The organism is Eggerthella lenta DSM 2243 (assembly GCF_000024265.1).
Taxonomy (GTDB): domain Bacteria; phylum Actinomycetota; class Coriobacteriia; order Coriobacteriales; family Eggerthellaceae; genus Eggerthella; species Eggerthella lenta.
Genome location: NC_013204.1, coordinates 253665 through 278745 on the forward strand (window position 1 = coordinate 253665; position 25081 = coordinate 278745).

The 25081-nt window shown below is 63.4% G+C and carries 15 protein-coding genes; 10 read left to right on the top strand and 5 right to left on the bottom strand.

The features are described 5' to 3' along the window. Positions 1–523: 523 nt before the first annotated feature. Positions 524–2302 (bottom strand): FAD-dependent oxidoreductase, encoded by a 1779-nt coding sequence (locus ELEN_RS00960; protein ID WP_015759863.1) that lies wholly within the window; start codon positions 2300–2302, stop codon positions 524–526. Between the two features lie 196 nt (positions 2303–2498). Here ELEN_RS00960 and ELEN_RS00965 point away from each other — a divergent pair, with 196 nt between their 5' ends. After that, positions 2499–4067, top strand: a complete 1569-nt coding sequence (locus ELEN_RS00965; RefSeq protein ID WP_226844516.1) for a response regulator transcription factor — start codon at positions 2499–2501, stop codon at positions 4065–4067. Positions 4068–4643: 576 nt separating this feature from the next. Here ELEN_RS00965 and ELEN_RS00970 read toward each other — a convergent pair. Next, on the bottom strand, positions 4644–5072 hold the full coding sequence (locus ELEN_RS00970; RefSeq protein ID WP_015759865.1) for a DUF2871 domain-containing protein: 429 nt from the start codon (positions 5070–5072) through the stop codon (positions 4644–4646). Positions 5073–5272: 200 nt separating this feature from the next. Here ELEN_RS00970 and ELEN_RS00975 point away from each other — a divergent pair, with 200 nt between their 5' ends. From ELEN_RS00975 to ELEN_RS00995, 5 genes are all read left to right on the top strand, one after another. Next, complete coding sequence (locus ELEN_RS00975; protein ID WP_015759866.1) at positions 5273–6454, top strand: pyridoxal phosphate-dependent aminotransferase; 1182 nt, start codon at positions 5273–5275, stop codon at positions 6452–6454. A gap of 212 nt (positions 6455–6666) precedes the next feature. Continuing rightward, positions 6667–8067 (top strand): APC family permease, encoded by a 1401-nt coding sequence (locus tag ELEN_RS00980; protein ID WP_009305765.1) that lies wholly within the window; start codon positions 6667–6669, stop codon positions 8065–8067. Between the two features lie 162 nt (positions 8068–8229). Beyond that, complete coding sequence (locus tag ELEN_RS00985) at positions 8230–9138, top strand: PfkB family carbohydrate kinase (protein ID WP_015759867.1); 909 nt, start codon at positions 8230–8232, stop codon at positions 9136–9138. Positions 9139–9311: 173 nt separating this feature from the next. Beyond that, entirely contained in the window at positions 9312–13613 is a 4302-nt protein-coding gene (locus tag ELEN_RS00990) for an EAL domain-containing protein (RefSeq protein ID WP_229026876.1), read from the top strand. A gap of 219 nt (positions 13614–13832) precedes the next feature. Continuing rightward, positions 13833–15710: an MFS transporter gene (locus tag ELEN_RS00995; RefSeq protein ID WP_015759869.1), complete on the top strand. Its 1878-nt coding sequence runs from the start codon at positions 13833–13835 to the stop codon at positions 15708–15710. A gap of 532 nt (positions 15711–16242) precedes the next feature. Here ELEN_RS00995 and ELEN_RS16095 read toward each other — a convergent pair. Beyond that, positions 16243–17454, bottom strand: coding sequence for an endonuclease domain-containing protein (locus ELEN_RS16095; RefSeq protein WP_157666241.1), 1212 nt, complete (start codon positions 17452–17454; stop codon positions 16243–16245). A gap of 198 nt (positions 17455–17652) precedes the next feature. Here ELEN_RS16095 and htpG point away from each other — a divergent pair, with 198 nt between their 5' ends. After that, positions 17653–19593: a molecular chaperone HtpG gene (htpG, locus tag ELEN_RS01005; RefSeq protein WP_015759871.1), complete on the top strand. Its 1941-nt coding sequence runs from the start codon at positions 17653–17655 to the stop codon at positions 19591–19593. 264 nt (positions 19594–19857) lie between these two features. Here the strand turns inward: htpG and ELEN_RS01010 are convergent, their stop codons facing one another. Continuing rightward, positions 19858–21801, bottom strand: coding sequence for a bifunctional metallophosphatase/5'-nucleotidase (locus ELEN_RS01010; protein WP_015759872.1), 1944 nt, complete (start codon positions 21799–21801; stop codon positions 19858–19860). Positions 21802–21921: 120 nt separating this feature from the next. Between ELEN_RS01010 and ELEN_RS01015 the strand changes: the two genes are divergently transcribed. From ELEN_RS01015 to ELEN_RS01025, 3 genes are all read left to right on the top strand, one after another. Then, positions 21922–22680 (top strand): MerR family transcriptional regulator, encoded by a 759-nt coding sequence (locus ELEN_RS01015; protein ID WP_015759873.1) that lies wholly within the window; start codon positions 21922–21924, stop codon positions 22678–22680. Between the two features lie 73 nt (positions 22681–22753). Beyond that, positions 22754–23545 (top strand): ABC transporter ATP-binding protein, encoded by a 792-nt coding sequence (locus ELEN_RS01020; protein WP_015759874.1) that lies wholly within the window; start codon positions 22754–22756, stop codon positions 23543–23545. After that, positions 23532–24275, top strand: a complete 744-nt coding sequence (locus tag ELEN_RS01025) for an ABC transporter permease (RefSeq protein ID WP_015759875.1) — start codon at positions 23532–23534, stop codon at positions 24273–24275. The genes ELEN_RS01020 and ELEN_RS01025 overlap by 14 nt, the downstream gene beginning before the upstream one ends. Positions 24276–24336: 61 nt before the next feature. Here ELEN_RS01025 and ELEN_RS01030 read toward each other — a convergent pair whose 3' ends face one another. Then, positions 24337–24858 (bottom strand): gamma carbonic anhydrase family protein, encoded by a 522-nt coding sequence (locus ELEN_RS01030; RefSeq protein ID WP_015759876.1) that lies wholly within the window; start codon positions 24856–24858, stop codon positions 24337–24339. Positions 24859–25081 lie beyond the last annotated feature (223 nt).

Here is a 25081-nt window from a genome sequence, read left to right on the forward strand (position 1 = left end):
GGTGAGAGGCTTGTCATTCGATCTATCCTCGGAAAAGATTACTGAATCGAGGCGGTTTTTGTCCATGACGCTATCGGTAATGGAAAGCTGTCGCCAAGCGGAAGGAGCATGAGGCAGGGGACGGGCGGTCGGTCGGCGACCCGTTGGGGGCAGGGGGGCGGCCGGTGACTCGTTGGAGCCAGGGGGCGGGCGGGCGACGGTGACTCGTCGGAGGCAGGGGGGCGGCCGGTCGGCGATCCGTCGGGTCTCGGCCGTACCGAACCAAAAGCCGGCGGGGCGTCCGATCCGGCGGAGCCGTTGCGCTCCGGCCGCGTTCGATCCGGCGAAACCGTCAAGCTCCGGCTGCGTCCGATTCGGGCCGGTTCCTACCGTAATGGGCTGTCAGCCCCGTTCCCCCTGCCGCGCTCCCGTTTCCTGCGAGAAGAGGGAACCGCCCGATCGGTTGGAGCCGGTCGGGCGGTTCTCGTTTTCCAGCTCGCCAAGGGGGAGGGGAGGTCGGCGAGTGTGGACGGGGTTGTTCGGTTTACAGCTGCGCCAGGATGCGGCCGACCAGCATGCCGTGCGTCAGCGCCATGCCATGGCTGATGCCGGGAGCCGGCAGGGGGTAGTCGACGAGGAAGCGGCCGCCTTGGGCGTTGCCCACAGCGTACAGGCCCTCGATGACCTCGTCCTCGGTGTCCATCACGTTGAAGTCCACGTCGGTTTGCAGGCCGCCCATGTTCACGAGGATCACCGTGTCGGTGAGCGGGTAGGCGTAGAACGGACCTTCCTCTACGGGGAACAGACGGTCGGCGCGCTTGCCGAAGTCCTCGTCGTTGCCGGCGGCCGCCAGCTCGTTATAGCGCTCGATGGTGGCGGTGAGCGCGGCTTCGTCGACTTCCATGAGCTTGGCCAGCTCGGCGATGGAGTTCGCCGTCACGCCCAAGGCCTTCTCGCCCTCGAAGTAGCTCAGGAAGCCCGGCGTGTTGCCGTCTTCGTTATCCTCGTCGGAGATGTAGGCGTTTTTGCCGTACGAGCCGTTGGGCACGTCGGCGCCCGACTCCACGTACCAGTTCACGTTGCCGTGGCCGGTGTCCATGTACTTGATCTGGTCTTTCCACTTGCTGTCGAAGATCTGCCAGGCCGTCTTCTTCGGCAGGCGCGAAAGCTGGTTCTGGAACGGCTGGCCTCCCACGTCCTCGTTCATGAAGCGCTCGCCGTTGATGTCCACCAGCAGGAACGCATCCATGCCCAGAGGCCCGCCCAAGTGGTGCGTCATGGGAGCGTGCGGGCCATCCTCCATCTTCGCGCCGATCCACATGCCCATCTGCTGGCCGTCGCCCGTGTTCGTCTTCTCGCCCTTGGCATCGACGTTCGGGAAAATGCTCATGAAGCGGTCGGACCACGGCACGTAGTAGCTCATCATCTCGGCGTTCGAGGCGTAGTCGCCCGTGGCAAGAAGCACGGCCTTGCTAGCGGTGATCTTCTTGTAATCGCCGTTCTCGTCTTCGACGATGACGCCTTCCACGCGTCCTGCGTTGTCCGGACGCACCAGCTGGCGGGCGAACGTGGAGTACAGGAACTGCACGCCGGCCTTTTCGCAAATGTCCACCATGTTCTGGATGTAGGGGCCGTTGTCGGGCAGGCAGATCTGGCAGTCGTCGAAGATGGGGTAGAAATCGTCGGCGATGTTGGCCTCGGCGGGATGCGGCCAGTGCATTTTGCGGACGCTCATGGACTTGCCGTCGTAGGTGTCGGATTCCGCCTCCACCACGTACTGACCCTCGCTGGCGGCCAGGAACCAATCGAACGCCTCGCCGGAGTTGTCGGCCCACAGGTTCAGGATGCGCTGGTTGGGGCGGTAGCCGCACTCTTTCATGATCTGGCCGACTGCGGCGTTCTTGTCGATGTGGATGCCCAGGTCCTCTTGGATTTTGCCGCCGATGCAGCCCACCTGGTTCGAGCGGTACTGCCACGTGGTGGCCTTCTCCACGACGACGATGTTCTTCGCGCCGCTTTCCACGGCTGCGCGAGCCGCGCTGATGCCGGAGAGTCCGGCGCCCACGATGACGATGTCGGCTTCGACGGTCTCTTTGATGTCGCTTTCGGCAATGGGACTCGGCTCGGTCAGGAAGCTCGGTCCGCCGGCGGCGGTGGAGCCGGATGCGGCGCCGGCGTCCGATGCGCCTGCGCTTGCCGCGTCGCTGCTGGCTTGCGGCGAGCAGCCGGCCAGCCCTGCGGCTCCGGCGGCCATGGCGGCTGTGGCGCCCAAGCCTAGAAACGCGCGGCGGGACAGCCCTCGTTCATTGCGTGACATGGTCATGTCGTCCTCCCTGTTCGAAGTGTTCTCGCGTCATCCCTCATGTGACGCTGGCATGACGATACGTCGCAGCGCGTGGTTTGCCGCCGACCCAAAGGGTTGATTCCGAAGGAGGTGGGTTGATATCGTCTCAAAGGGTTGATGCTGGCGTGCGTTCGCGCTCCGGGTGAAAAAGTCCGGTACAATGACGGAAGTTTTCATGGACGTGCGAGGGGCAAGTGGTCGCCTGGAGGGAGGAGGGTCGGTGAAGGCTACGTTCTCGTCGACGGATCGCGGGTTCACTTTGCGCTACGTCGGTCTGAGTTTCTACTACGCCTGGGTGTTCTTGTCGTTCAATTCTCTTGATATCGTGGGAGGAGACGGACGGGCTATCTCGATGGTGCACATCGTGTCGTCGGCCACCGCCATGGTGATGTTTGCGGCGTGCGCGTTAAATTGGCGCTCGGTGATGGGGTGGGCGGCCGGGCGCGTTCGGTCTGTGCTGCTGGCGTGCGGCGTGACGGCGCTTGCCGGAACCTGCCTGTACGCGCTTCCCGCGTTTTCTGCTTTGCCTGCGGTCATGGGCGTGGGTGCGTTTGCCACGGGATTCGCCTGCACGCCCATCGTCTTGGCATGGGGCGTGATATACCGCGATCTCGATGCCCGGCGCGCTGTGCTGTTCACATCCATGACGTTTCTGGGTGCGGCCTTGCTGCACGGGGCGATCATGCTGCTTGGTCCGACGCTGGCACCGGTGGCGGTGTCGCTGTTGCCCTTGGCTGCGGCGGTTGCCGCAACGGCCAGCCTGCGTGATTGGAAGGCCGAGCGCGTGCCGGATGCCGAAACGCGCCGTCGCGCGCGGGGCGAGATACGCGATCTGGTTCGTACGGCGTTGTCGTGGCGCGTGCTGGCGGGGCTGATCGCGGCGTTGTTCGCGTATGGCGGGTTGCGGGTGTATTTCGGCTCGGTTGCGCCGAGCGTGTTCTCGAATCCTGCGCTTATGGCGGGCACCATTGCGCTGGCAGCGTTCGTGTTCTTCGTATACGGCGCTTTGGTGTCGCGCACGAGCCTCAACCTCGGCGTGCTGTACCGTATTGCCATGTCGGTATGGGCGTTGGCGTTCGTGTTGATCGCGCTGGTGGGGCACGACAACATGACGATGGTGTTCTTCATGGCATCGCTCAGCTCGGTGTTGTTCGAAGTGCTCACCTGGGCGCTGCTGGTCGAGATCGCGCGCACGACCCATTTTGCTGCGCTGCTGGTGTTCGCGGTGGGCCGTTTGGCCGTGCATGTGGGAATAGTAGTCGGCGAGGTGGCTGCGTTCGCGTTGATCGACGATATGCTGCTGTTTGCGGTCGTGGCCGTGTTCGTGCTGGTGGCTTCGACGGGCTTCGCGTTCGCCGACCGCGACACCACGTTCGCATTTGAGAGCCCGACGCCGGCCGAGTTGGAGCGACTTTCCGGTGGGGACGGGCGTTCGCATGCCGACGAGCCGGTTTCGTCTGGCTCGGGGGTTGCGGGCTCTGCGGTTGAGCCGGCGGATGCGAGCCTTGTTCCTGTCGCCGCGGACGTTGGGGCGCGCATCGAAGCGCTGGCGAAAGCGTATCAGCTATCGCCGCGCGAGAAGGAGGTGTTCGCTCTGTGGGTGACGGGACATGGCTCGAAGTACATCCAGGAGAAGTTCGTCATCTCGCCGGCAACGGTGAAAACCCACGTGCGCCATATTTACGAGAAGTGCGATGTCCACAACCGCGCCGAACTTATGCGCAAGCTGGAAGAGGCCGGTTAAAAGAGCGACGTGCGTTTAACCGAGGTTCATCAACCATTTTCTCGCCGATCTTCTGTCCCGTTCTTGTTGCGGTTGCTTGCGGCGGTCTCGCCTGCCTTCGCAGCGCGCTCCTGAAATTCAATAAGCAAAACCATCATGGACAAAAAGTGCCTCCATTCAGTAGTTTTTGACCCCAAATTCCGCAAGCCCGGAACGGCGTTTTTTATAATGCCAGGTGAGAGGCTTGCCCTTCGATCTATCCTCGGAAAAGATTACTGAATCGAGGCGGTTTTTGTCCATGATCCTATCGGTAATGGAAAACTGTTGCCAAGCGGGCGGAGAATGAGACAGGGGACGGGCGGTCGACGGCGACCCGTTGGAGCCAGGGGGTGGCCGGCGATCCGTCGGGTCTCGGCCGTACCGGATCAAAAGCCGGCTGGGCGTCCGATCCGGTGGAGCCGTCAAGCTCCGGCTGCGTTCGATTCGGGCCGGTTCCTCCCGTAATGAGCCGTCAGCCCCGTTCCCCCTGCCTCATCCAAAAACGACGAAGCCCTCCGGGTGTCGGAGGGCTTCGCGGCGGTCGCAGGGGGCGTGCTTTTAGGCGCGGGCGGCCGCCTTGCGGTTCACCACGCGCTTGAACATCACGGTGAGCAACACGAGGCCCACGCCGATGAGGATGTGGCCGATGCCGGCGATGCCCGAGATGGCGGCGTCGGGCATCGCAAGCGGTGCGCCGGTGACCTCCACGACGCCGCGCACCAGCATCATGCACACGGTGACGACCAGGCCTACGTTGTACACGATGTAGAACGGCTTGAACAGCTTGTCGCCGGTGAAGTCGTCCTGCAAAGCGAACAGCGTGGCGATCAGGAATACCGCGAACCCGAGCACCAGCAGGTGCGGGTGCATAAGTCCCAGTGTGGTCTGCCCGGTGAACTGCGCGAAGTTCGTGAACTCGCGGAAGAATACGCCTGCCGCCGCCCCGGCGATAAGGTATACGAGCGCGGTGTTGATCAGTTTCTTCATAAGGATCCTCCCTGGTCCGTATGGTCAAATATGAACGTTGTTCATTATCCGAGGTTTCTTTTTCCGAAGGGGATATGTCACCAAATCGTCATCAATTGCCGTTTCCCTGCGGGCGATCCACGAGCGCGAGCGGTTGTGCTACTCTGTTCCTCATCGAAATCAACGGCGGAGCCGGGCGACAAGACGAGGACGTGGTGCATATGGTGAACGAGAGAATGTACGGCTTGGGAGCCGAGCCGAGCGCGATTCGCGAGTTGTTCGCGTACGGCATGGTGCGCAAGGCGGAAATCGGCGCCGAGAACGTGTTCGACTTCAGCATCGGCAACCCTAGCGTGCCGGCGCCCGATGCCGTGAAGCAGGCGGTGCTCGAGCTCATGGACGAGGAGCCTAGCGCCTTGCACGGCTACACGCCGGCAGCGGGCGATCCGCGCGTGCGCCAGGCCGTGGCCGACCATATTCGCCGTCGCTACGACGTGCCCGCCCAGCCCGAGCAGGTGTACCTCACGGCAGGTGCCGCCGCAGGCTTGGCCATCTCCATCTCGGCCGTCACCGAGCCTGGCGACGAGGTCATCATCATCGCCCCGTTCTTTCCCGAGTACAAGGTGTGGATCGGCACGGCGGGATGCACGTGCGTGGAGGTGCCGGCACATGTGCCCGACTTCCAGCTGGATATCGACGCGCTTGCGCAGGCTATCGGGCCGAAGACGGCCGCTATCATCCTCAACTCGCCGAACAACCCGGTGGGCGCCGTGTACTCGCGCGAGAACCTGGAGGCGTTCGCCGCGCTGCTTGCCCGCAAGGAAGAAGAGCTCGGCCGCAAGCTGTACGTTATCAGCGACGAGCCGTACCGCGAGATCACGTACGGCGCCGAGGTTCCCTACGTGCCGTGCGTGTGGCCGCGCACCATCGTGTGCTACTCGTACTCGAAGTCGCTGTCGCTGCCGGGCGAGCGCATCGGGTATCTGTACGTGTCCGACCTGATGGACGACGCGCGCGAAGTGTCCACGGCGGTGGCCGGCGCGGGCCGCGCGTTGGGCTTCATCTGCGCGCCAGTGCTGTTCCAGCGCGTTATCGCGCGCTGCATCGACGAGCCGTCCGACGTGGCGGCCTACGCGGCCAACCGCGAGCTGCTGACGACGGGCCTCGGCGAGTTGGGATACGAGTTCGTGGAACCGCAGGGCGCGTTCTACCTGTGGGTGCGCGCGCTCGAGGACGACGCGCAGGCGTTCAGCGATCGCGCGAAGGCTCATGAGCTGCTGCTGGTTCCATCTGACAGCTTCGGCGTCGGCGGCTGGGTGCGCGTGAGCTACTGCGTCTCGCGCGAGGTCATCGAGCGCAGCATGCCCGCGTTCAAGGCTCTCAAAGAATCGTACGAAGGCTAAGGGCTTGCCGTGAAGGGCCGGCGACGCGGCTTCGGCCGTCGTTGCCGGTTTTTTGTTTTGCCGAACCGGAAAGGTCGGGAAAAAAGTGTTGCCCTCCTCGAACTAATGATGGCGCTCTCGTCCTCGACGCGCGATAATATCGCTAGATCGCTTTGCTGCGATAAAGCAGCATAGCGGTGCAGACGGTATAGGTTCGAACAAGGGGACACACGATGGCTCAGCAAGACGGTTCTCCGGCGAAGGCGTCCGGAGAGAACATCGAGCAGTTCGGCTACAAGCAGGAACTGCGAAGAGGTATGGGACTATGGGACGTGGTATTGTACGGCGTCCTGTTCATGGTGATTATCGCGCCGCAGTCCATTTTCGGCACCATCCAGCAGAACAGCCACGGCATGACGCCGCTGGTGTACATCATCGGCTTCGTGGCCATTCTGTTCACGGCTATGAGCTACATGCGCATGAGCAAGCGGTTCCCCATTGCGGGTTCGGTGTACTCCTACGTGCAGCGCGGCATCAACCCGCACGTGGGCTTCATGGCGGGCTGGCTGATCCTGCTCGACTACGTGCTAGTTCCCTCCTTGCTCATCGTCATGGTGATGAACTGGGGCGTGGCGCTGGTGCCGGGCAGCCCGGCCTGGCTGTGGGCTGTGGCGTTCATCGCGTTCAACACGTTCGTCAACATTCGCGGCATTCAGATGAGCCGCGGCGTTGACTGGGTCATCTTCATCGTCGAGATTGTGGCCGTGGTCGCGTTCATCGCTCTTGGCACCAACTTCGTGTTGGGCGGCGGCGGCGCGGGCGGCTTCGTCCTCGACCCGATCTACCAGCCGGGTCAGGTGGACGCGCACTTCGTGGCGGCGGGCATCTCCATCGCGGCGCTTTCGTTCCTGGGCTTCGACGGCATGTCCACGCTGGCCGAGGAAACGCACGAGCCTGAGAAGAACATCGGCAAGGGCATCATCATCGCACTGTCCATCATCATCGTCGTGTTCGTGGCGCAGACCTACATCGCCGCCATCGTGCAGCCCGATTGGGCGGCCACCGATCCCGACATGGGCTTCTTCGATTCCGTCTACCTAGTGGGCGGGCCGGTGTTCTACAAGATCATGTTGCTGGTCAACATCGTCGCGGTGGGCATCGCCAACATCATCAACGCGCAGATGGCATCCTCGCGCCTGCTGTACAGCATGGGCCGCGACGGCGTGATCCCGCGCGTGTTCGGCAAGGTGCATCCGAAGTTCCAGACGCCGTGGTTCGCCTCCATCTTCTTGGGCGCGATCACGCTGTGCCTGGCGCTTCCGCTGCAGGACTACATGGGTACGCTGGCGGGCTTCGTGAACTTCGGCGCCCTGTCGTCGTTCATCCTGCTGAACTTCGCCGTGTTCTGGTTCTTCTTCGTGAAGGAAAAGAAGCGCGCGTCGTTCAAGGACATCCTGATGTACCTCATCTGCCCGTTCATCGGCATAGCCATTTTGGGCTACGTGTTCACCGGCTTCGAGTGGGCCACGTATGCCGTGGGCGTCACCTGGCTGGTCATCGGCCTGATCATCGGCGCGGTGAAATCCAAGGGTTACAAGGAAGTGCCCGAGGCGTTCAAGAACCTGGAAGTGTAAGGACGCATTCGTTGATTGAAGGGACGGCCGCGGCGTATTTGCCGCGGCCGTTCGCGTTTTCGTTCCCCGCAACGCATCATCGCCCGAAAAACACGCCTCAGCTTCGATTTCCGTGTTTTTCGGGCGATGATGGTGCGCAAGCCGAATGAGAAGGAGATGACGATGGGCGAAGGAAAGGCCGTGCTGGCCGTCGGAGCCATCATGGTGGACATGCTGTGCCAGGTTCCGCGCCTGCCCCGATCGGGCGAGGGGATCGTGGTGGAGGAGTCGCGCGCGGTCGTGGGCGGTTGCGCGTTCAACGCGGCGAACGTGCTGCGGCAGCTGGGTGCTCCGTACGAGCTGTTCGCGCCGGTGGGGTGCGGCATCTTCGCCGGGTTCGTGGAACGCGAGCTGCGCGAGCGCGGGCTCGAGGCGCCGCGGTTCGATGATCGCGACAGCGGCGGCTGCATGTGCTTCGTGGAGCCGGGCGGCGAGCGCACGATGGTCACGCTGCCGGGCATCGAGCGCCATTTCGTGCGCGCATGGTTCGACCGTGTCGAGGCCGCGCGCTTCGGTTGCGGGTTCGCGAGCGGCTACGAGGTGGAAGGGCCGGGCGGCGACGCCATCATCTCGTTCTTCGAGGATCATCCCTCTATAGAGCTGTATTATGCGCCCGGTCCGCGCGTCTGCGGCGTAGGCGCGCAGAAGACGGCGCGCATCAACGCGTTGCATCCGGTATGGCACCTGAACGACCAAGAGGCGCTTGCGTATACCGGGAGCGCCACGCTTGAAGAGGCGGGCGCCGCCATCGTCGAGGAGTGCGGCAACGCAGTGGTGATCACGGCGGGCAAGGACGGCGCGCATCTGTTCGTCGATGGGCGGCATGCGGTGATTTCTGCCGGGCTTGTGGATGTGGTGGACACCGTCGGCGCGGGCGATGCGCATCTGGGCGCGCTGACCGCGGCGCGCGCGGCTGGACGCTCATGGGAAGACGCGCTGGCGTTGGCGAACCGCGTGGCCGGAGCGGTGTGCGGCGTGGAAGGGTCGACGCTGGCCGACGAGGCGTTCGCGAGGACGGGTGCGCGGCTGTAGGGCGCGTTGTCTGATGGCGTAGTCGTTCGTTGAGATATTCTCGGACGAAACTGTTATCTATACGTAAACTTGTCGTACAATTGAAGTTACTTTTGAAGTTACTTTTCCCTAACGGCTAGGAATTGTCGTCGGTGCTTGCCCGTGCGATCTTCCCGGATGAAAGTGGTATGCTCATGGAGGCGATGTTCGGTGAAGTCGAAACTCTTGCCTACGTGATAGACAGTGAATGCCGCGTCGTCTACTTCAACAAGAAGATGGAGGTTGCGTTTCCTCATCTTGAAACGGGCATGCTTTGCTATCAGGTCTTGCGCGGCGAGCCCGCCTCTTGTCCGGATTGCCCGCTGATTCTTGACCACGCCAGCAAGAGCCGGGTCTACAACCAGCGCATCCGGAGTTGGATAGAGACAGAGGTGAGCGACATAGACTGGCCTGGCTCGGGCGCGTGCCACATTTTCCTGAGCCGTGTCATCGATCGGCCTGATTTGGGCGCGGCCGATCCGAAGCCTTTCGATGCCCTGACGGGCCTGTATACGCGCGAAGCGTTTTTCTCGGCGGTCTCCACTGCGATCCAAGCATATCCGGAGCGCTCGTATTGCCTGATGGCCGTTGACATCGAACATTTCAAGCTGTTCAACGAATGGTACGGCGAAGAGGCCGGAGATTTGTTTCTGGAAGAGGTGGGGAGGCTGCTCGGCGAGGCTGCAGCCGAGAGCGGCGGCGTTTCAGGCTATCTGAGCGGTGACGACTTCTGCATGCTGCTACCTTGCGACGAGGGCATGATCGAGACTCTGCGAGCCCGCATTACTCAAAGCGCGCTTCATCACGGCAAAGGCATGGGCTTTCTTCCCGCGTTCGGGCTGTTCCGCATTGACGATCGGTCCCTGCCCGTCGGCATCATGTACGATCGCGCGTTGCTGGCTTTGGCCTCGGTCAAGGGGAATTACGCTCAGCGTTTCCGATGGTACGACGATGGTATGCTCAGAGAGATCAAGGACGACCATTCGCTTTTGCTCGAAGTGCAGCAGGCTTTGGAGAAGGGCGAGATCACGTTCTACGCTCAGCCGAAATGCAACCTCGACACGGGCAAGATCGTGGGCCTCGAGGCTCTGGTTCGCTGGATGCACCCTGAGCGCGGGCTCATCCCGCCGATCCAGTTTATCCCCATGCTGGAGCGAAATGGGCTGATAACCGCGCTCGATCTGCATATTTGGGAGGAAGTGTTCCGCGCTCTGCGCGCGTGGGTGGACGCCGGCCAGGCGCCCGTGCCCATTTCCGTGAACGTGTCGCGCCGCGACCTGTATGCGCTCGATGTTTTGGGCACGTTCGAGGGATTGATCGAAAAGTATGATATTCCCCCTCGTCTGCTCGCCGTCGAAATCACCGAAAGCGCGTACGTCGAGGATTGCGAGCTGATCGTGGACATCGTCGAGGGTTTCCATGACCTGGGCATCTCCGTTCATATGGACGATTTTGGCAGCGGGTATTCGTCGCTTGGCATGCTGAAGGACGTGAACGTCGACGTCTTGAAACTGGACATGAAGCTGCTGGACGCGATAGACGCGCAAAGCCGCAAAGCCCGTAGCATTCTGGAAGCCATCATCGGTATGGCGAACTTGCTGGACATCCGCGTGATCGCGGAGGGGGTGGAAACCGAATCCCAACGGCAATTGCTGGTGAAGATGGGGTGCCTGTACGGGCAAGGGTACTTCTTCTACAAGCCCATGCCGAAGGCGGAGTTCGAGCCTTTGATTGCGAATCGGACGAAGGTTGATTTCCGCGGCATCCATGCGGACTCCATCGAGAGGTTCCGTATTCGCGACCTGATAGAGAGCAGGGTGCTCAGCGATGCCATGCTCGACGATATCCTGGGTCCCTTGGTGCTGTACGATCTGTACGATGGCGAAGTGGAGCTTCTGAGCGCCAACGAGCATTACTGTCAGCTGAACGGGGTTAACGCCGTTGACCTGCACGAGCTGCGTTCCACGTTCGCGCGTCGAGCGTTCGAGTCGGATTGGGACGAGGTCATGGAAGCGTTCGAGCAAGCTCGCGAGAACGTCCCGAATGGCGCGGTCGTCGTAGTGCGTCGTATGCGCCCGGACGGGTCGACCGCTCACCTGCTCGTCCATCTGCTGTTCCTGCGCGAGCACGAAGGCCACTACCTGTATCTGGGTTCGCTGAGGGATGTGACTCGCGAGCGGCAGCAGGCGCGTCAGCTGGAGTCCTCTCGTCGAGCGTTATCGGCTGCCACGGATGCTTCCCCGCGCGATCCGCTGCTCGTAGCGTTGGGGGAAGAGAACCGGCGAACCGCCCTGGCGCTTTCCGCCGAGCTTTCGCCCGGAGGCATGATCGGAGGATACTGCGAGCCAGAGTTCCCGCTGTACTTCGCCAACGCTGCTATGGTGGAGCTTCTGGGTTACGACACGTACGAGGAACTGGCTGCGGGCATCGATTGGCGCGTGGGAAACACCATACATCCGGACGATCTGGCCTCGGTTGCGCTCGACATCGGGCCCGAGTATTACGTGGGGCTCGAGTACACTACCACGTACCGCATGGCTCGCAAGGACGGGACGTGGTTCTGGACGCTCGACAAAGGCCGGGTGGTCGAAGCGGAAGACGGCAGGCTTGCCATCGTGAGCGCTTGCACCGACATCACCGAAGTCATGGCAGTGCAACAGCAGCTTGCCGAGCGAAACAAATTGTTGATCAGTCAAAACGAAGAGCTTGCATTCCTGAATGAAGATATGCCCGGTGGCTATCATCGCTGCCTCGACGCTCCCGGGTGCGATTTCCTGTACATGAGCGACCGCTTTCTGGACATGTTCGGCTACACGCGCGAAGAGATAAAGGAGCTGTTCGACGACAAGTACATGCTCATGGTGCACCCGGACGACCGCGACAGCGTGGCCAAAGGCGTGACCGCGCTCAGGGAGGGCACTGCGGGGTCGGATCCGTTGGAGTACCGCATGAGAGCCAAGGACGGCTGGCGCTGGGTGATCGACCAGAGCCGTTTCTTGGAATACGATGACACCTCGTTCCTGCAGGGCGTCGTAGTGGACGTGACGGAAACCGTGGAGCTGCGCGACATGATGAGCATGCTGATCGAGCACACCTCGAGCGACATCGTGCTGCTGTCATGGTCCGACAAAGAGGACGTCCGCGTGAACGTGGTGGCGTGCGGTGCGTCGAAGAAGTACGGGCTCTCGCCCGAGCAGTACGAGGATATCATTCGCGGCCAGCTGTACCTTCCGAGCGGAGACGGGGGCGGGCGCCTGGTCGACGAGATTGTCGACAAGATCGATCGAGGCGAGAGCTTGGCGATTGTGGATCGACCGCGCTTTCCCGGGCGCGAGAACGTCTGGATGCACATTGAGGCTCGCCGCGTGGGCCTCGAGTCCTTTGAGCGTATGGCGTTGTGTTTGGTCACCGATGTGTCTTCTATGAAGAACCAGCAACAGGAGCTGTGGCTCACCAAGCGAAAGCTGGAGGGGGTTCTGGATCAAGCCGGCGTCCAAAGCTGGGACTGGGACATCAACAGCAATCGCTTGGTGCTCTCGCGCAGCGAGCTTATGGATCGTATATTCGCAGGTCTGAGCCGCTTCGAGGACGATATGCTGGTCGTGGACGGGTTCGACCCCGAGACTATGGAGTTCCGCTTCGTGCCGCCCGACTACCAGCAGGCGTTCAGGGACTCGTTTCGGGGCGTGCGCACTGCTCGCGATCGACAGCGCTCGGTGTTTGAGATCCCGTTCACGTTCGAAGGCGAGGCGCCCTTGTGGATCGAAGTCTCGTGCGAGACGGTGCGCGACGAGCAGGATCGGCCTGTCCGTGCGGTGGGATACTACCTTGACATGACCGATCGCAGAAACGAATCCTTGCAGAACAAAGCGAACTCCGAGGCGTTGCGGCAGCTGCGAAAAAAGAGCTTCCAGCTGCTCAAGATGGCGAAGACCGATGCGTTGACCGGGTTGCATAACCGCCAGGCGGCCATCCCGAAGATAGAGGAGCGCCTACGCGCGGTCGAGGCGGGCGAGCTGGGCGATGCTTCGTGTGCGCTGATCATGTTGGATCTGGACTCCTTCAAGCTGGCCAACGACGTGTTCGGGCACGCGTACGGCGATCAGGTTATCGTGCATGTGGCCGAGGCTCTGAAGGAGTCGTTCCCTGGCGACGTCGTCTGCCGTATGGGTGGGGACGAGTTCCTGGTGTGGTGCGAGGACGTGGACGAGGGAGCGTTGGAGGATAGGATCGCCTCTGCGCTGCGTGCCATGGAGGTCGAACGCGTTGAGGACGGTCGAACGTTCCTGTTCTCGGCGTCGGCCGGTTACGTGCTGGTTCCGCAGGAGGGCTTCTCGTTCGACGACTTATATCAGAAAGCGGATTCGGCGCTGTTTTCGGTCAAGATGGACGGCAAGCGCTCCTGCTCGCGATTCTGGTCTGGGATGAAGACCGTTCGCTGCGAGTTGGCCGAGTGACGGGTGCTGCCGGCTCTCTGTCTGCGGCCGCTTCGGCTCGCTTGCTTGCGCGATCATGAAAACAACACTTACGAGAATGCTTGAGATTCGCTAGAATCGAAGATGCCGCGGCGCGCTTCAGCGCGCCCGGCGTGTCTCGTTTCCCCGAAAGGCGCCTTCTGCGCTGGTAGGTTCGATGGGGCCAATCAAGACAACCGAAGACGAAAGGACGATTCCTTTATGCAAGGGAAACCTCTTGTGCTGCTGCTGTCCGTCTTGTACGGCAGCGCGTTCATTGCGGGGTTCAACGAGAACCTCGTCAACATGGCGCTCGTGTCCATCATGGCGGAGTACGGCGTCGACTCCGTGACGGCTCAGTGGCTGGTCACCGGCTATATGATCGTGGCCACCGTCGTGGTCACGTGCATGGCGTTTCTCTATCGGCGCTTCCATGTGCGCACGCTGTTCTTCGGCGCGGCCGGCTTGAGCATCGTCGGCTCCGCGATGGGGCTCGTCGCTCCCAGCTTCGAGCTGCTGCTGGTCGCGCGCCTCGTGCAGGCGGTGGGCACGGGCATCTTCATCCCGCTTATGATGAACACCATCCTCGTGGTCACGCCGAAGAACAAGCTGGGCACGTACCTGTCCGTCGGCGGCTGCATGATCACGTTCGGCCCCGCGTTCGCCCCGGTGGTGTGCGGCGCGCTGGTGACGGCGTTCGGATGGCACAGCATTTTCGTCGTGCCCATCGTGGCGATGGCGGTGCTGGCCGTGCTCGGCTTCTTCTACATGAAGAACCTCGAAACGCACGAAGCGCATCTCGACGTGCTGTCGGTGGTCCTTTCCGCCGTGGCGCTGACCGTGTTGTCGTTCGGTTTGACGCAGCTGACCACCGACGGTGTTCTGGCTGTCGCCGCCCTTGTGCTGGCGGCGGCCATGGTTGCAGTGTTCGTGGTGCGCCAGCTGCGATGCGCGCATCCGCTCATCGATTTGGCGCCGATGAAGAATCGCGCGTTCTGGCCGGCGATCATTCTGGTGACCATCGCGATGATGAGCATGTTCTCGATGAGCGTGCTGCTGCCGCTGTACTTCGAAGGCGCGGCGGGCATGACCGCCTTCGCCGCTGGTCTGGTGATCCTCGTTCCCGTGCTGGCGAACGCGGGCGCCACGCTGCTGGGCGGCCGCATCATGGACAAACGAGGCGAATGGCCTTTGCTGCCTCTGGGCTTCGGCGGCATCGCCGTCGGCTTCATCGCGTTGGTGGCGGTTGCGCCGCAGCTGTCCGTGCCGGCGGTGTTCGCGGCCATGCTGGTGATGTACGTGGCGGTGGGCTTCATCTTCTCGCCCTCGCAGACGGCGGGCCTGCGTGCGCTGCCGCCTCGGCAGAATCCGTTCGGCGTGGCGCTCATGACCACGTTCGTGCAGATCGCCGCCTGCATCGGGCCATCGCTGTACATCGGCATCATGTCGTCGGGCCAAGCGGGCGCTGCGGCTTCGGGCGCGTCTGCAGCGCAGGCGACCGCAGACGGGTTCGCGCTTGCGATGGCAGTGGCCGCGGCCATCGGCGTCGTTGGGTTCGCCTTAGCGCTGGCGTATGCTCGCGCGGCGCGGAAGCGTGCGGCCGTGCAGGCCGTGGAACGCGCGGCGCAGCCCCAGGCGCTGTCGGTGCTTGCGTCCATCATGGAGGCTGACCCCTACACGCTGCCGGCCGCCACGCCGGTGCGCGAGGCGATGCGCGCGTTCGTGGATTTGAGGGTCGGCGGGTTGCCGCTGGTGGACGAGCAGGGGCATCCGGCGGGCTTCGTGTCCGACGGCGACGTGATGCGCTACCTGGCCGACAAGCATCCGCTGATCACGGGATCGTATTCGCTGGTGGAAGCCGCCAACAGCCAGACGTTCGACGAGCGCCTGCGCGAGCTCATCGAGCTTCCGGTGAGCGCGATCGCCACCGACAAGCTGGTGGCCATCGAGGCCGGATCGTCGCTGGAAGAGGTGTGCAACCTGTTGGCCACGCGCCGTTTGAAGAAAGTGCCGGTGGTGCGCGACGGCGCGATCGTGGGCACCGTCAACCGCTCCGACGTGCTGCGCTACGCGATGGACACCTGCCTGCAGGGAGTGTAGGGGAGACGTCTGGCTTCGTAGGGCGCTGCAGGGCGCCGGCCGGCTTCGCAGGGCGCTGCAGGGTGCTGCAGGGCGCCGGCCGGCTTCGCAGGGCGCTGCAGGGTGCTGCAGACTGCCGGCCGGTTTCGCGGGGTGCTGCAGGATGCCGGTCGGCTTCGCAGGGCGCCGGCTGGCAGAGATTGCACGCTATGCACGATTCTAAGCCGCATTTTTAATGCGGTCGGGAAGAAAGCCCAGGTCGTAAAAAACTAACGATGAAAAAATCGTGCATAGCGTGCAATCTCTGCCAGCTACGGCTCGGTCCGCCGTTAAACCAGGATTGGCATAGCCCGGATCGGCCCGTCCCGCGAAAGCTCGCCGGCGGCTCGGAAGCCCTCCTCGGCCATCGGCCAGGCGCTCGTCCCGCCCGATCGCCAGCCGCCCGACAGGGGAAGCGGCGTGCGGCGGTGCATGTCGATCCCGGTTTAGCAGCGGACGACCTCGCTTCGACTGCCAAGGATGAAGCGGGTTCGCTGCCGGCTTTCGATCGCATTCAGAACCCGAGCAGATCGCGGCGAAGCTGTCGGTTGGCGCGCGTGAAATCGGGATCGACGTAGCGAAGGCGCTTTCCGGTGTGTTCGGCAACGGTGTGCGCGATCGCGTTCATGCTTCCGCCGTTTTCGAGTTGCCATTTCGTGACGGTCAGCACGGTGATTCCCATCGACACCAGGGCATCTCGTCTCATCGAGTCCTTCAGCATCTGCTCTGGATCCTCGTGGTTTCCGCCGTCGTATTCGACGTCGAGTTTCGCTTCAGGCCAGTACAAATCGCACACGAGGTAGTTCTTGCCGGCAATGCGCCGTTCCCGCCTGCCCAAGTCGATGCGATGGTTGAGCAGCGGCTGCTTCAGGCCGTAACCTCCCATTCGGTACGGCAGCGTGAGAAGCATCGTCAGGATCGTCTCGCGCGATGAGGCCGATCCGTTCGCCACATAGCGAAGCGCCTTGATTGCCTTCCTTTTGCCGTGCGTCTTGTCGAGGCTGTTTGCATACGCGGTAAGCTTTTCGACGCTGGTCAGCGGCGCGCACGTTCGGTAGGAGTTGTCGGAGAGGTCGTAGGCTCCGCATAGCTCGAAGCCCAGTTCGATAAGCTTCGGAAGATTCCATAACGTGGCCATTTGCACGAAACACAACTCCGGGGAGCATACGCGGAAGCCGTTCATAGAGTCGAGGGTCGAGCGTGGCGGCAACGTTCCGCCTTCCACATGACTGACGGCCTCGTTCGAAGCTCGACGAACGGAGTTGTGCGGTACGAGCACGTGCAAAGGACGTTCGAGCCACCATGGCCCCGGTTCGGCAAGCGATCCTTTTCGGGGAGGTTCGTCGAGAAGCGGTCGGGTATCTTCGATGGCGCGAAAACTTCGCTGGCCGATGCGAACCGATCTCCAGTATTCAAGTGCGGATGTATGACATAGGGTTGGCTCCATTGGCTCATGATACGTGGTCGATAGCAAGATGGGAAGCCGGTTGGCAGAGATTGCGCGGTATGCACGATTATTGAGGCTTGTTATCGGAAGAAAAGAGAGAAAGCCCAGGTCGAAAGAAATGGCAGTGTCGAAGAATCGTGCATAGCGTGTAATCTGTGCCACGCCGAGGACGATCTGCTGTAGAACGGGAGCCGGAGGTGCGCGCGTCGGCCCGCGCGCGGCGGCCGGGGTCGCGTGCTCGGCCGGCGCACATGCGGCGGCCGCTGCCGCGTACGGCATCCGGCACCCGTGCATGTCGGCCGCTGCCGCGTGCGGCATCCGGCGGCGCGTTGCCGGTCGCCTGTGCGCGTGTTCTGCAATCGGGGTGCGTTCCGCTTGACATCGTACCGCGTCGTACTAAAATCCCGTTTAGCACTCGAAGTCCGAGACTGCTAAACGGGCAGACCGGCAGGTACGAAAAGGAGAGCGACGCCAACTATGCGCAAGTTCAAAACCGAGAGCAAGAAGCTGCTCGACCTCATGATCAACTCCATCTACACGAACCGCGAGATCTTCCTGCGCGAGCTCATCTCGAACGCGTCGGACGCGGTGGACAAGCTGTACTTCCGCAGCCTCACCGACAAGGACATCCAGCTGAGCAAGGACGAGCTGGGCATCCGCGTGGCGTTCGACAAGGACGCGCGCACCGTCACCGTGTCGGACAGCGGCCTGGGCATGACGAAGGACGAGCTCGACCGCAATCTGGGCACCATCGCGCACTCCGACAGCATGGAGTTCAAGGCCGACAACGCCGACGCCCAGGGCGACGACGTGGACATCATCGGCCAGTTCGGCGTGGGCTTCTACTCCGCGTTCATGGTGGCGTCGAAGGTGCGCGTCGTGTCGAAGGCGTACGGCAGCGACGAGGCCTGGGCCTGGGAAAGCGACGGCGTGGAGGGCTACACCATCGAGGAGGCCCAGCGCGAGGGCCACGGCACCGACGTCATCCTCACGCTGAAGGACAACACCGACGACGACAACTACGACACGTTCCTCAGCGAGTTCGGCTTGCGGAACCTCATCAAGCGCTACAGCAACTACGTGCGCTACCCCGTGCAGATGGAAGTGTCGAAGACGCGCGAGCTGCCCAAGCCCGAGGACGCCGGCGACGACTACAAACCCGAGTACGAGGATTACACCGAGGTCGAGACCATCAACTCGATGATCCCCATCTGGAAGCGCAGCAAGTCCGAGGTCACCGACGAGGAGTACAACGAGTTCTACAAGACCGACTTCCACGACTTCACCGACCCGGCGCGCACGTTCAGCATCCACGCCGAGGGCGCGCTCAGCTACGACGCGCTGCTGTTCATCCCCGGCCGCGCGCCGTACGACCTGTACAGCAAGGACTTCAAGAAGGGCCTGGCGCTGTACAGCTCCAACGTCCTGATCATGGAGAAGTGCGAGGAGCTGCTGCCCGACCACTTCAACTTCGTGCGCGGCGTGGTGGACAGCCAGGACCTGCAGCTGAACATCAGCCGCGAGACGCTGCAGCACAACAGCCAGCTGCGCGCCATCGCGAAGAAGATCGAGAAGAAGATCACGTCCGAGCTGAAGAAGATGCGCGACAACGATCGCGAGGAGTACGAGAAGTTCTTCGAGAACTTCGGTCGCGGCCTGGAGTTCGGCATCTACAACAGCTACGGCATGCTGAAGGACCAGCTGGCCGACCTGCTGCTGTTCTACTCGGCCAAGCAGGAGAAGCTGGTCACGCTGGACGAGTACCTGGAGGCCGCGCCGGCCGACCAGAAGGCCATCTATTACGCCGCCGGCGAGAGCGTCGAGCGCCTGGCCAAGATGCCCATCGTGAAGACGGTGCTGGGGAAGGGCTACGACGTGCTGCTGTGCACGAAGGACGTGGACGAGTTCTGCTTCCAGTCGATGATGACGTACGGTGCGCCCGCGGCCGACGGCGAGGATGCGCCGGAGCCGTTCGAGCTGAAGAACGTGGCGTCGGGCGACCTCGACCTGGCCTCCGAAGAGGAGAAGAAGGAAGCCGAGGAGACGACGAAGGACAACGAGGCCCTGTTCGCCGCTATGAAGGACGCGCTGGGCGACTCGGTGATGAAGGTGGCGGTGTCGTCACGCCTGACCGATGCTCCCGCTTGCATCACCGCGGCCGGTCCGGTGTCGCTGGAGATGGAGCGCATCATGGCACAGATGCCCGACGGCGGCGAGGGCATTAAGTCCGAGCGCGTGCTGGAAGTGAACGCGAAGCACGCGGTGTTCGACGTGCTGCGCGCCGCGCAGGAAGCCGGCGACGCCGACAAGGTGAAGCTGTACGCCGAGCTGCTGTACAACCAGGCGCTGCTGGTTGAGGGCCTGCCCATCGAGGATCCGGTAGCGTATGCGAACGCGGTGACCAAGCTGATGGCGTAACTTGGTTCCGGCGGCTTGCCAGCCGCCGGAACAGCTCGACGCTGCGGTCCGCTGCGGCACCCCGTCTTCGCGCGATCCCGGAAGCTCGCGTACCACAGTATCCCCTACGGGGACTTCCTGCGGGGCGCGCTTCGCCTCCGCGATCCCACGAATGCGAGGCACCGCAGCGGCCCTCGCTGTCTTACTACGCCAACCGGGGCGCGCATTATGCGTCCTGCGGACGCATAGACGGGTCGCTTCGCTCCCGTCTGTCATCCTGAGCGGCTAGCGGCGCGCGCTTGCGCCGGCGCTTACGGCGACGGCTCCTGCGACTGTGGCGACCGCGGCGGCTCCAACGACTGCGACGCCGAAGGGATCGCCGGTGCTCGCCAGCGGCTTGCCGCCGGGGGCGGCGGGCTCCTCGACGGGCTCGTCGGTCGGCTCGGGCGTGGGTAGCGGCGTAGGCTCGGGGTCGGACCCGCCCTTGATCACGATGCGCCCTTGGCCGTCCGGATCGGCGTATTCGCCGCCGATCGTTCCCTTCAAATCGTACTGGATGTACTCGATGAGCGCCTTGTTGTCCAAATCCAGCAGCACGGCTTCGTCGTTCATGAACATGGTGAGGCCGTCGCCACCGTCCACCAGCAGGAACGTGTGCGACACCAGCTTGTAGCGCCGGTTCACGTCGAGGGGCTCGCCGTTCACCAGCACGTTGCGGACGCGGTACTCGCCCGCCACGCCGCCGAATTTGCCGCCCGGCATCTGCACCGACGACGGAATGTCCGTGCGCACGGTGTACGTGAGGCCCGCCGCATGCTGCAATCCTCCGCTGGGCTCGGGCAGCTTCGACGCGCCCACTTCGAGGGCGTCGAGGATGTTCTGGCCGAGGGTGTCCACGTAGGCCAGCTGGTTGTTGAACGGTTGCACGTCGATGAGGTTGCCGTACGTCACGTCGCCCGGCTCGATGTTCGCGCGGATGCCGCCGCCGTTCACGAGTCCGATATCGGCCATGATGCCGCCATGCCATGCCAGCGCGAGGTACGCATCGGCCACGAAGTCGCCGAGGTTCGTCTCGTGCGCGCGAACGGCCCAGGTGTAGTCGTCGTCCTCGAGGGCGACCAAGCGCACGTCCGAGCGCCCGATGACGCGCCCGGTGATCTTCGCGAGATCCGCTTGCAGCCCTGCGATGCAGGCGGCCGTGTCGGCATCGACGCCGTCCCAAGCCTTGATGATGCTGGCGGTGCCGTTCGTCGTGGATGCGGTGACGGTTTCGGTGCCGTCCGACGCGTAGGCGGCGATGGTTCCGGTCGCGGGGTTGATGACCACCTGGCCGATGCCCACCAGCTGGGTGCCCGTCTGCGTGACCAGCACCGGTTGGCCGTTCTTGTTGAGCGGGGTCTGAACGTACAGCTCGTGCGAATGGCCGTCGATGATCACGTCGATGCCGCTCGTGTTCGCCGCCACGGCCGCGCTGGTCCAGCGCGGGGTCACGCCGCCTTGGCCCAGGTGCGCCAGCGCCACCACGTAGTCGGCACCGTCGGCGCGCGCTTGGTCGACGGCGCGCTGCACGGCGTCGTACAGCTTCGCGCCGGAGTCGTCCTCGCAAAAGCCGTAACGGTAGGTTCCGCCTTCCTGGAAGTGGGCGGGGGAGGACTTCGTCAGCGACTCGGGCGTGCAGATGCCCAGGAACGCGACCTTTTTAGTGTCGGCGCCCGTGCCGTATTCGCGCATGGCGTACGCGTCGAACATGAGGTTGCCCGTGCGCAGGTCGGTGAAGTTGCAGGACAGGTACTTCGCGTTCGCGCGGGCGACTAGCGTGTTGAACTGGGCCATCCCGTAGTCGAACTCGTGGTTGCCGGGGATGGCGAAGTCGTAGCCGCACTCGTTCATGATGTCGACGAGGTACTCGCCGTCGGTCAGCGTGCCCATGGCCTTGCCCTGCACGGCATCGCCCGCGTCCACAAGCGTCACGTTGTCCGCGCCGTAGGTCGAGCGCATGGTTTTTGCGTAGTTGACGAGCTTCGCGTATCCCAGGTTGTCGTCCACGGCGCAGTGCACGTCGTTCGTGTGCACGATGACGATGGCGCCGGGCTGCGTCGCAGTGGCGGCGGTTGCCGCTTCATCGCCGAACGCGCGGCGGGCGGGAAGCGCGAGCGAGGCCAGCGCAACGGCGGACAGCGTGCAGAACGATCGGCGGGTTATCCGATGGGGAGCGGGCAGGTGCGTCATGGGTGCCTCCTCGAAACGAGCGCGAAAACGCGGTTCGTTCAGTATACCGTGCGAGGTGCGCGAGCCGGAATCCCCGATTTCGAGCGTCCGCGAGCGGCGCTCGTCGGCTATACTCGGCGCATGGACCAGCCTCGCACTTACACCACCTCGCGCATCGCGAGCGCCGTCGGCATCCACCCGAACACGGTGCGCCTCTACGAGCGCATCGGGTTCATCACCGCGCCCGAGCGCCTTGCGAACGGCTATCGCGTGTTCACGGACCTGCATCTGCTGCAGGTGCGGCTCGTGCGCGCTGCGCTCAACGTCGAGCTGGTGCAGAACGGTCTGCGCCGGGAGGTGCTCGCCATCGTCGAAACGATGGCGAGCCAGCGCTACGACGAGGCGATCTCGCTGGCTCGGCAGCGTATCGACCACCTGCGGCGCGAGCGTTGTGCCGCCGAGGATGCCCTGCGCCACGTGCGCGATCTGCTCTCGCGCTCTGACGGTTCCGCACGCGCCGAACGGCTTATGCTGACGCGCAAGGAGGCGGCTGACCAGCTGGACACCACCATCGATGCGCTGCGCAATTGGGAGATGAACGGCCTGTTGCAGGTCAAGCGCAAGCAGAACGGCTATCGCGTGTACAGCGCCGCCGACCTCGACCGCCTGGCCATCATCCGCGCGCTGCGTGCCGCGAACTATTCGCTGGCCGCCATCCTGCGGCTGCTCGACGCGCTTGACCGCGATGCGACCGCCGACATCGGACACGTGCTGGACCATCCCGATCCCGACGATGACATCCTGTCGGTATGCGATCGTTTGCTGACGTCGCTCGATGCGGCGGAGCGCAACGCCTTCGAGATGATCGAGCTGCTCGAGCGCATGAAAAAACTCGCCTGAACAAACCCTCCACTTTGCCACCAGAGTTGGCGCGTCTTCTAGTATCTTCGGCGACCGAAAGATAGGAGGACGTATGAACGACGTTGTACACGTACGTGATCTGGTGAAAACGTACGGAGGCGTGCCTGCGGTGGACGGGATCGGCTTCGACGTGGCCATCGGCGAGACGTTCGGGCTGCTGGGTGCGAACGGAGCGGGGAAGACCACGACGCTGGAATGCCTGCTGGGCGTGAGTTGCCCCGACGCGGGGAGCGTCACGATCTTGGGCTTGGATCCGCGAACCCGGCGCAAGGAGCTGTTCCAGCGGGTGGGCGTGCAGTTCCAAGAAGCGCGCTACCAGGACAAGATTACGGTGGACGAGCTGTGCCGCGCAACGCGCGCGCTGTATCGCGAAGCCGACGACCCGGCGAAGCTGCTCGCGCGATTCAGCCTGACCGAGGTGCGCAAGCAAGCCGTCGAGTCGCTGTCGGGCGGCCAGCGCCAGCGCCTGTTCGTGGTGCTGGCGCTCATCCCGCGTCCTGAGGTGGTGTTTCTCGACGAGCTGACCACGGGGCTGGACGTGAAAGCCCGCCGCGACGTGTGGAATCTGTTGGACGAGATGCGCCAGCAGGGTATGACCATCGTGTTGACCAGCCACTTCATGGATGAGGTGGAAGCGCTGTGCGATCGCGTCATCATTCTGCGCAAGGGGCGCATCGTCTTCGAAGGCACCGTTGCCGAAGCTGTGGCGTCCGGTCCGTTCGCCAGCTTCGAGGACGCGTACCTTGCGTACGCGGAACCTGCCGAACACGCTGAGTCCGTGGAAGCTGCCGAGCCTGCCGCAACCGCCCATTTCTCCGAGGGAGGCGCCCATGAAAGCCTTTAGCACCCTGTTCCGAGTCGAGTTCCGCCTGTCGCTGCGCGACATGAACATGCCCATCTTCGCCGTGATCATGCCTGTGGTGGTGATGTTGGTCGTCGGCATGATGTTCGGCGATCAGCCTGCCTACGAGGGCGCGAGCTACACGTTCGTGGCGCAATCGGTGGGCGCGGTGTCTGCCATCGGCATCTGCGCCGGCGGCGCGATGGGCCTGCCGCTCGTGGTGTCGAACTACCGGCACCGCAAGATTCTCAAGCGCTACTTCGTGACGCCCGTCAGCGTGCACACCATTCTGGCGGTGCAGGTGGCCATCTACACCGTGTACGCGCTGATCTCGGCCGTGCTCGTGTTCGGGGTGGCGGCGCTGTTCTTCGGCTACGCGTTCACCGGGTCGTGGCCGGCGTTCGTCGGGTCGTACGTGTTGGTGCTGGCGGCTATGCTGGCGCTCGGCATGATGGTGGGCGGCCTCGCGCCGAACGAGAAAGTCGCGGGCGTGCTGGCAAGCCTCCTGTACTTCCCCATGCTGCTGCTGTCGGGGACGACGCTGCCCTACGAGATGATGCCCACGGCCGTGCAGCGCGGGGCCGACCTGCTGCCGCTCACCCAGGGCGTGAAGCTGCTGAAAGCCACGTCGCTCGGACTGCCCGTCGACCAGGCCGTCGTGCCGGTGGCGATCATGGCGGTGTGGGCCGCGGTATGCACCGTGATCGCCGTGCGTTTCTTCAAGTGGGAGTAGGCATACTGGGATTCGTTGCGTCCGGCAAGGCATAGAATCCCATCGCCATCCCCGATGTTTCCTACCCCACCATGCGGGCGCGGGCGTATTCTTGGGCGTCGGCTATGTAGGCTTCTTGGGAGTGCTCGATGTTGCGGGCCACCGTCTGGGCGTCGAGCGTGCGGATCACCTTGCCGGGCACGCCCACGACCAGCGAGCACGGCGGGATCACGGAGCGCTCCTTCACCAGCGCGCCGGCCGCGACCATCGATCCCGCACCGATCACGGCGCCGTTCATCACGGTGGCGTGCATGCCCACGGTCACATCGTCCTCGATGGTGGCGCCGTGCACGATGGCATTGTGGCCCACCGACACGCGATCGCCCAGCGTGACGGGGCAGTCGTAGTCGCTGTGCAGCATGGCGTTGTCCTGCACGTTGCTGTTCTTGCCAATGCGGATGGGCGCCACTTCGCCGCGGATGACGGCGCTGAACCACACCGAGCTGCCCTCGTCCATCGCCACGTCGCCGCAGATCGCCGCATTCGGCGCGATGAACGCGGCTTTCTCCACGTCGGGGAACATCCCCTTGAATTCAACGAGCATGCCGGTTCCTTTCCTTCGGGTACGCCGTCCAGTATCCCGAAGGAACCCCCGCCCCGCATCGCAAGTTCCATGCGATTTAGGGAGGGCGACGTAGTTTGAACCGGCATCGTCAAAGCAAGCGTAACGCGTCCGCCACGGGCGGGCGACGGCGGGGGCTCGGGCGGCTTGGGACGCGACCGGGTGCGTTATGGTCGCGGGATGATACGACGACCCTGCGCGGAAA

Excerpts from the sequence above, each read along its gene's own strand:
- ELEN_RS00960 (WP_015759863.1), bottom strand. The coding sequence starts at position 2,302 with ATGACCATGTCACGCAATGAACGAGGGCTGTCCCGCCGCGCGTTTCTA.
- ELEN_RS00965 (WP_226844516.1), top strand. The coding sequence starts at position 2,499 with ATGGACGTGCGAGGGGCAAGTGGTCGCCTGGAGGGAGGAGGGTCGGTG.
- ELEN_RS00970 (WP_015759865.1), bottom strand. The coding sequence starts at position 5,072 with ATGAAGAAACTGATCAACACCGCGCTCGTATACCTTATCGCCGGGGCG.
- ELEN_RS00975 (WP_015759866.1), top strand. The coding sequence starts at position 5,273 with ATGGTGAACGAGAGAATGTACGGCTTGGGAGCCGAGCCGAGCGCGATT.
- ELEN_RS00980 (WP_009305765.1), top strand. The coding sequence starts at position 6,667 with ATGGCTCAGCAAGACGGTTCTCCGGCGAAGGCGTCCGGAGAGAACATC.
- ELEN_RS00985 (WP_015759867.1), top strand. The coding sequence starts at position 8,230 with ATGGGCGAAGGAAAGGCCGTGCTGGCCGTCGGAGCCATCATGGTGGAC.
- ELEN_RS00990 (WP_229026876.1), top strand. The coding sequence starts at position 9,312 with ATGGAGGCGATGTTCGGTGAAGTCGAAACTCTTGCCTACGTGATAGAC.
- ELEN_RS00995 (WP_015759869.1), top strand. The coding sequence starts at position 13,833 with ATGCAAGGGAAACCTCTTGTGCTGCTGCTGTCCGTCTTGTACGGCAGC.
- ELEN_RS16095 (WP_157666241.1), bottom strand. The coding sequence starts at position 17,454 with ATGCCGTACGCGGCAGCGGCCGCCGCATGTGCGCCGGCCGAGCACGCG.
- htpG (WP_015759871.1), top strand. The coding sequence starts at position 17,653 with ATGCGCAAGTTCAAAACCGAGAGCAAGAAGCTGCTCGACCTCATGATC.
- ELEN_RS01010 (WP_015759872.1), bottom strand. The coding sequence starts at position 21,801 with ATGACGCACCTGCCCGCTCCCCATCGGATAACCCGCCGATCGTTCTGC.
- ELEN_RS01015 (WP_015759873.1), top strand. The coding sequence starts at position 21,922 with ATGGACCAGCCTCGCACTTACACCACCTCGCGCATCGCGAGCGCCGTC.
- ELEN_RS01020 (WP_015759874.1), top strand. The coding sequence starts at position 22,754 with ATGAACGACGTTGTACACGTACGTGATCTGGTGAAAACGTACGGAGGC.
- ELEN_RS01025 (WP_015759875.1), top strand. The coding sequence starts at position 23,532 with ATGAAAGCCTTTAGCACCCTGTTCCGAGTCGAGTTCCGCCTGTCGCTG.
- ELEN_RS01030 (WP_015759876.1), bottom strand. The coding sequence starts at position 24,858 with ATGCTCGTTGAATTCAAGGGGATGTTCCCCGACGTGGAGAAAGCCGCG.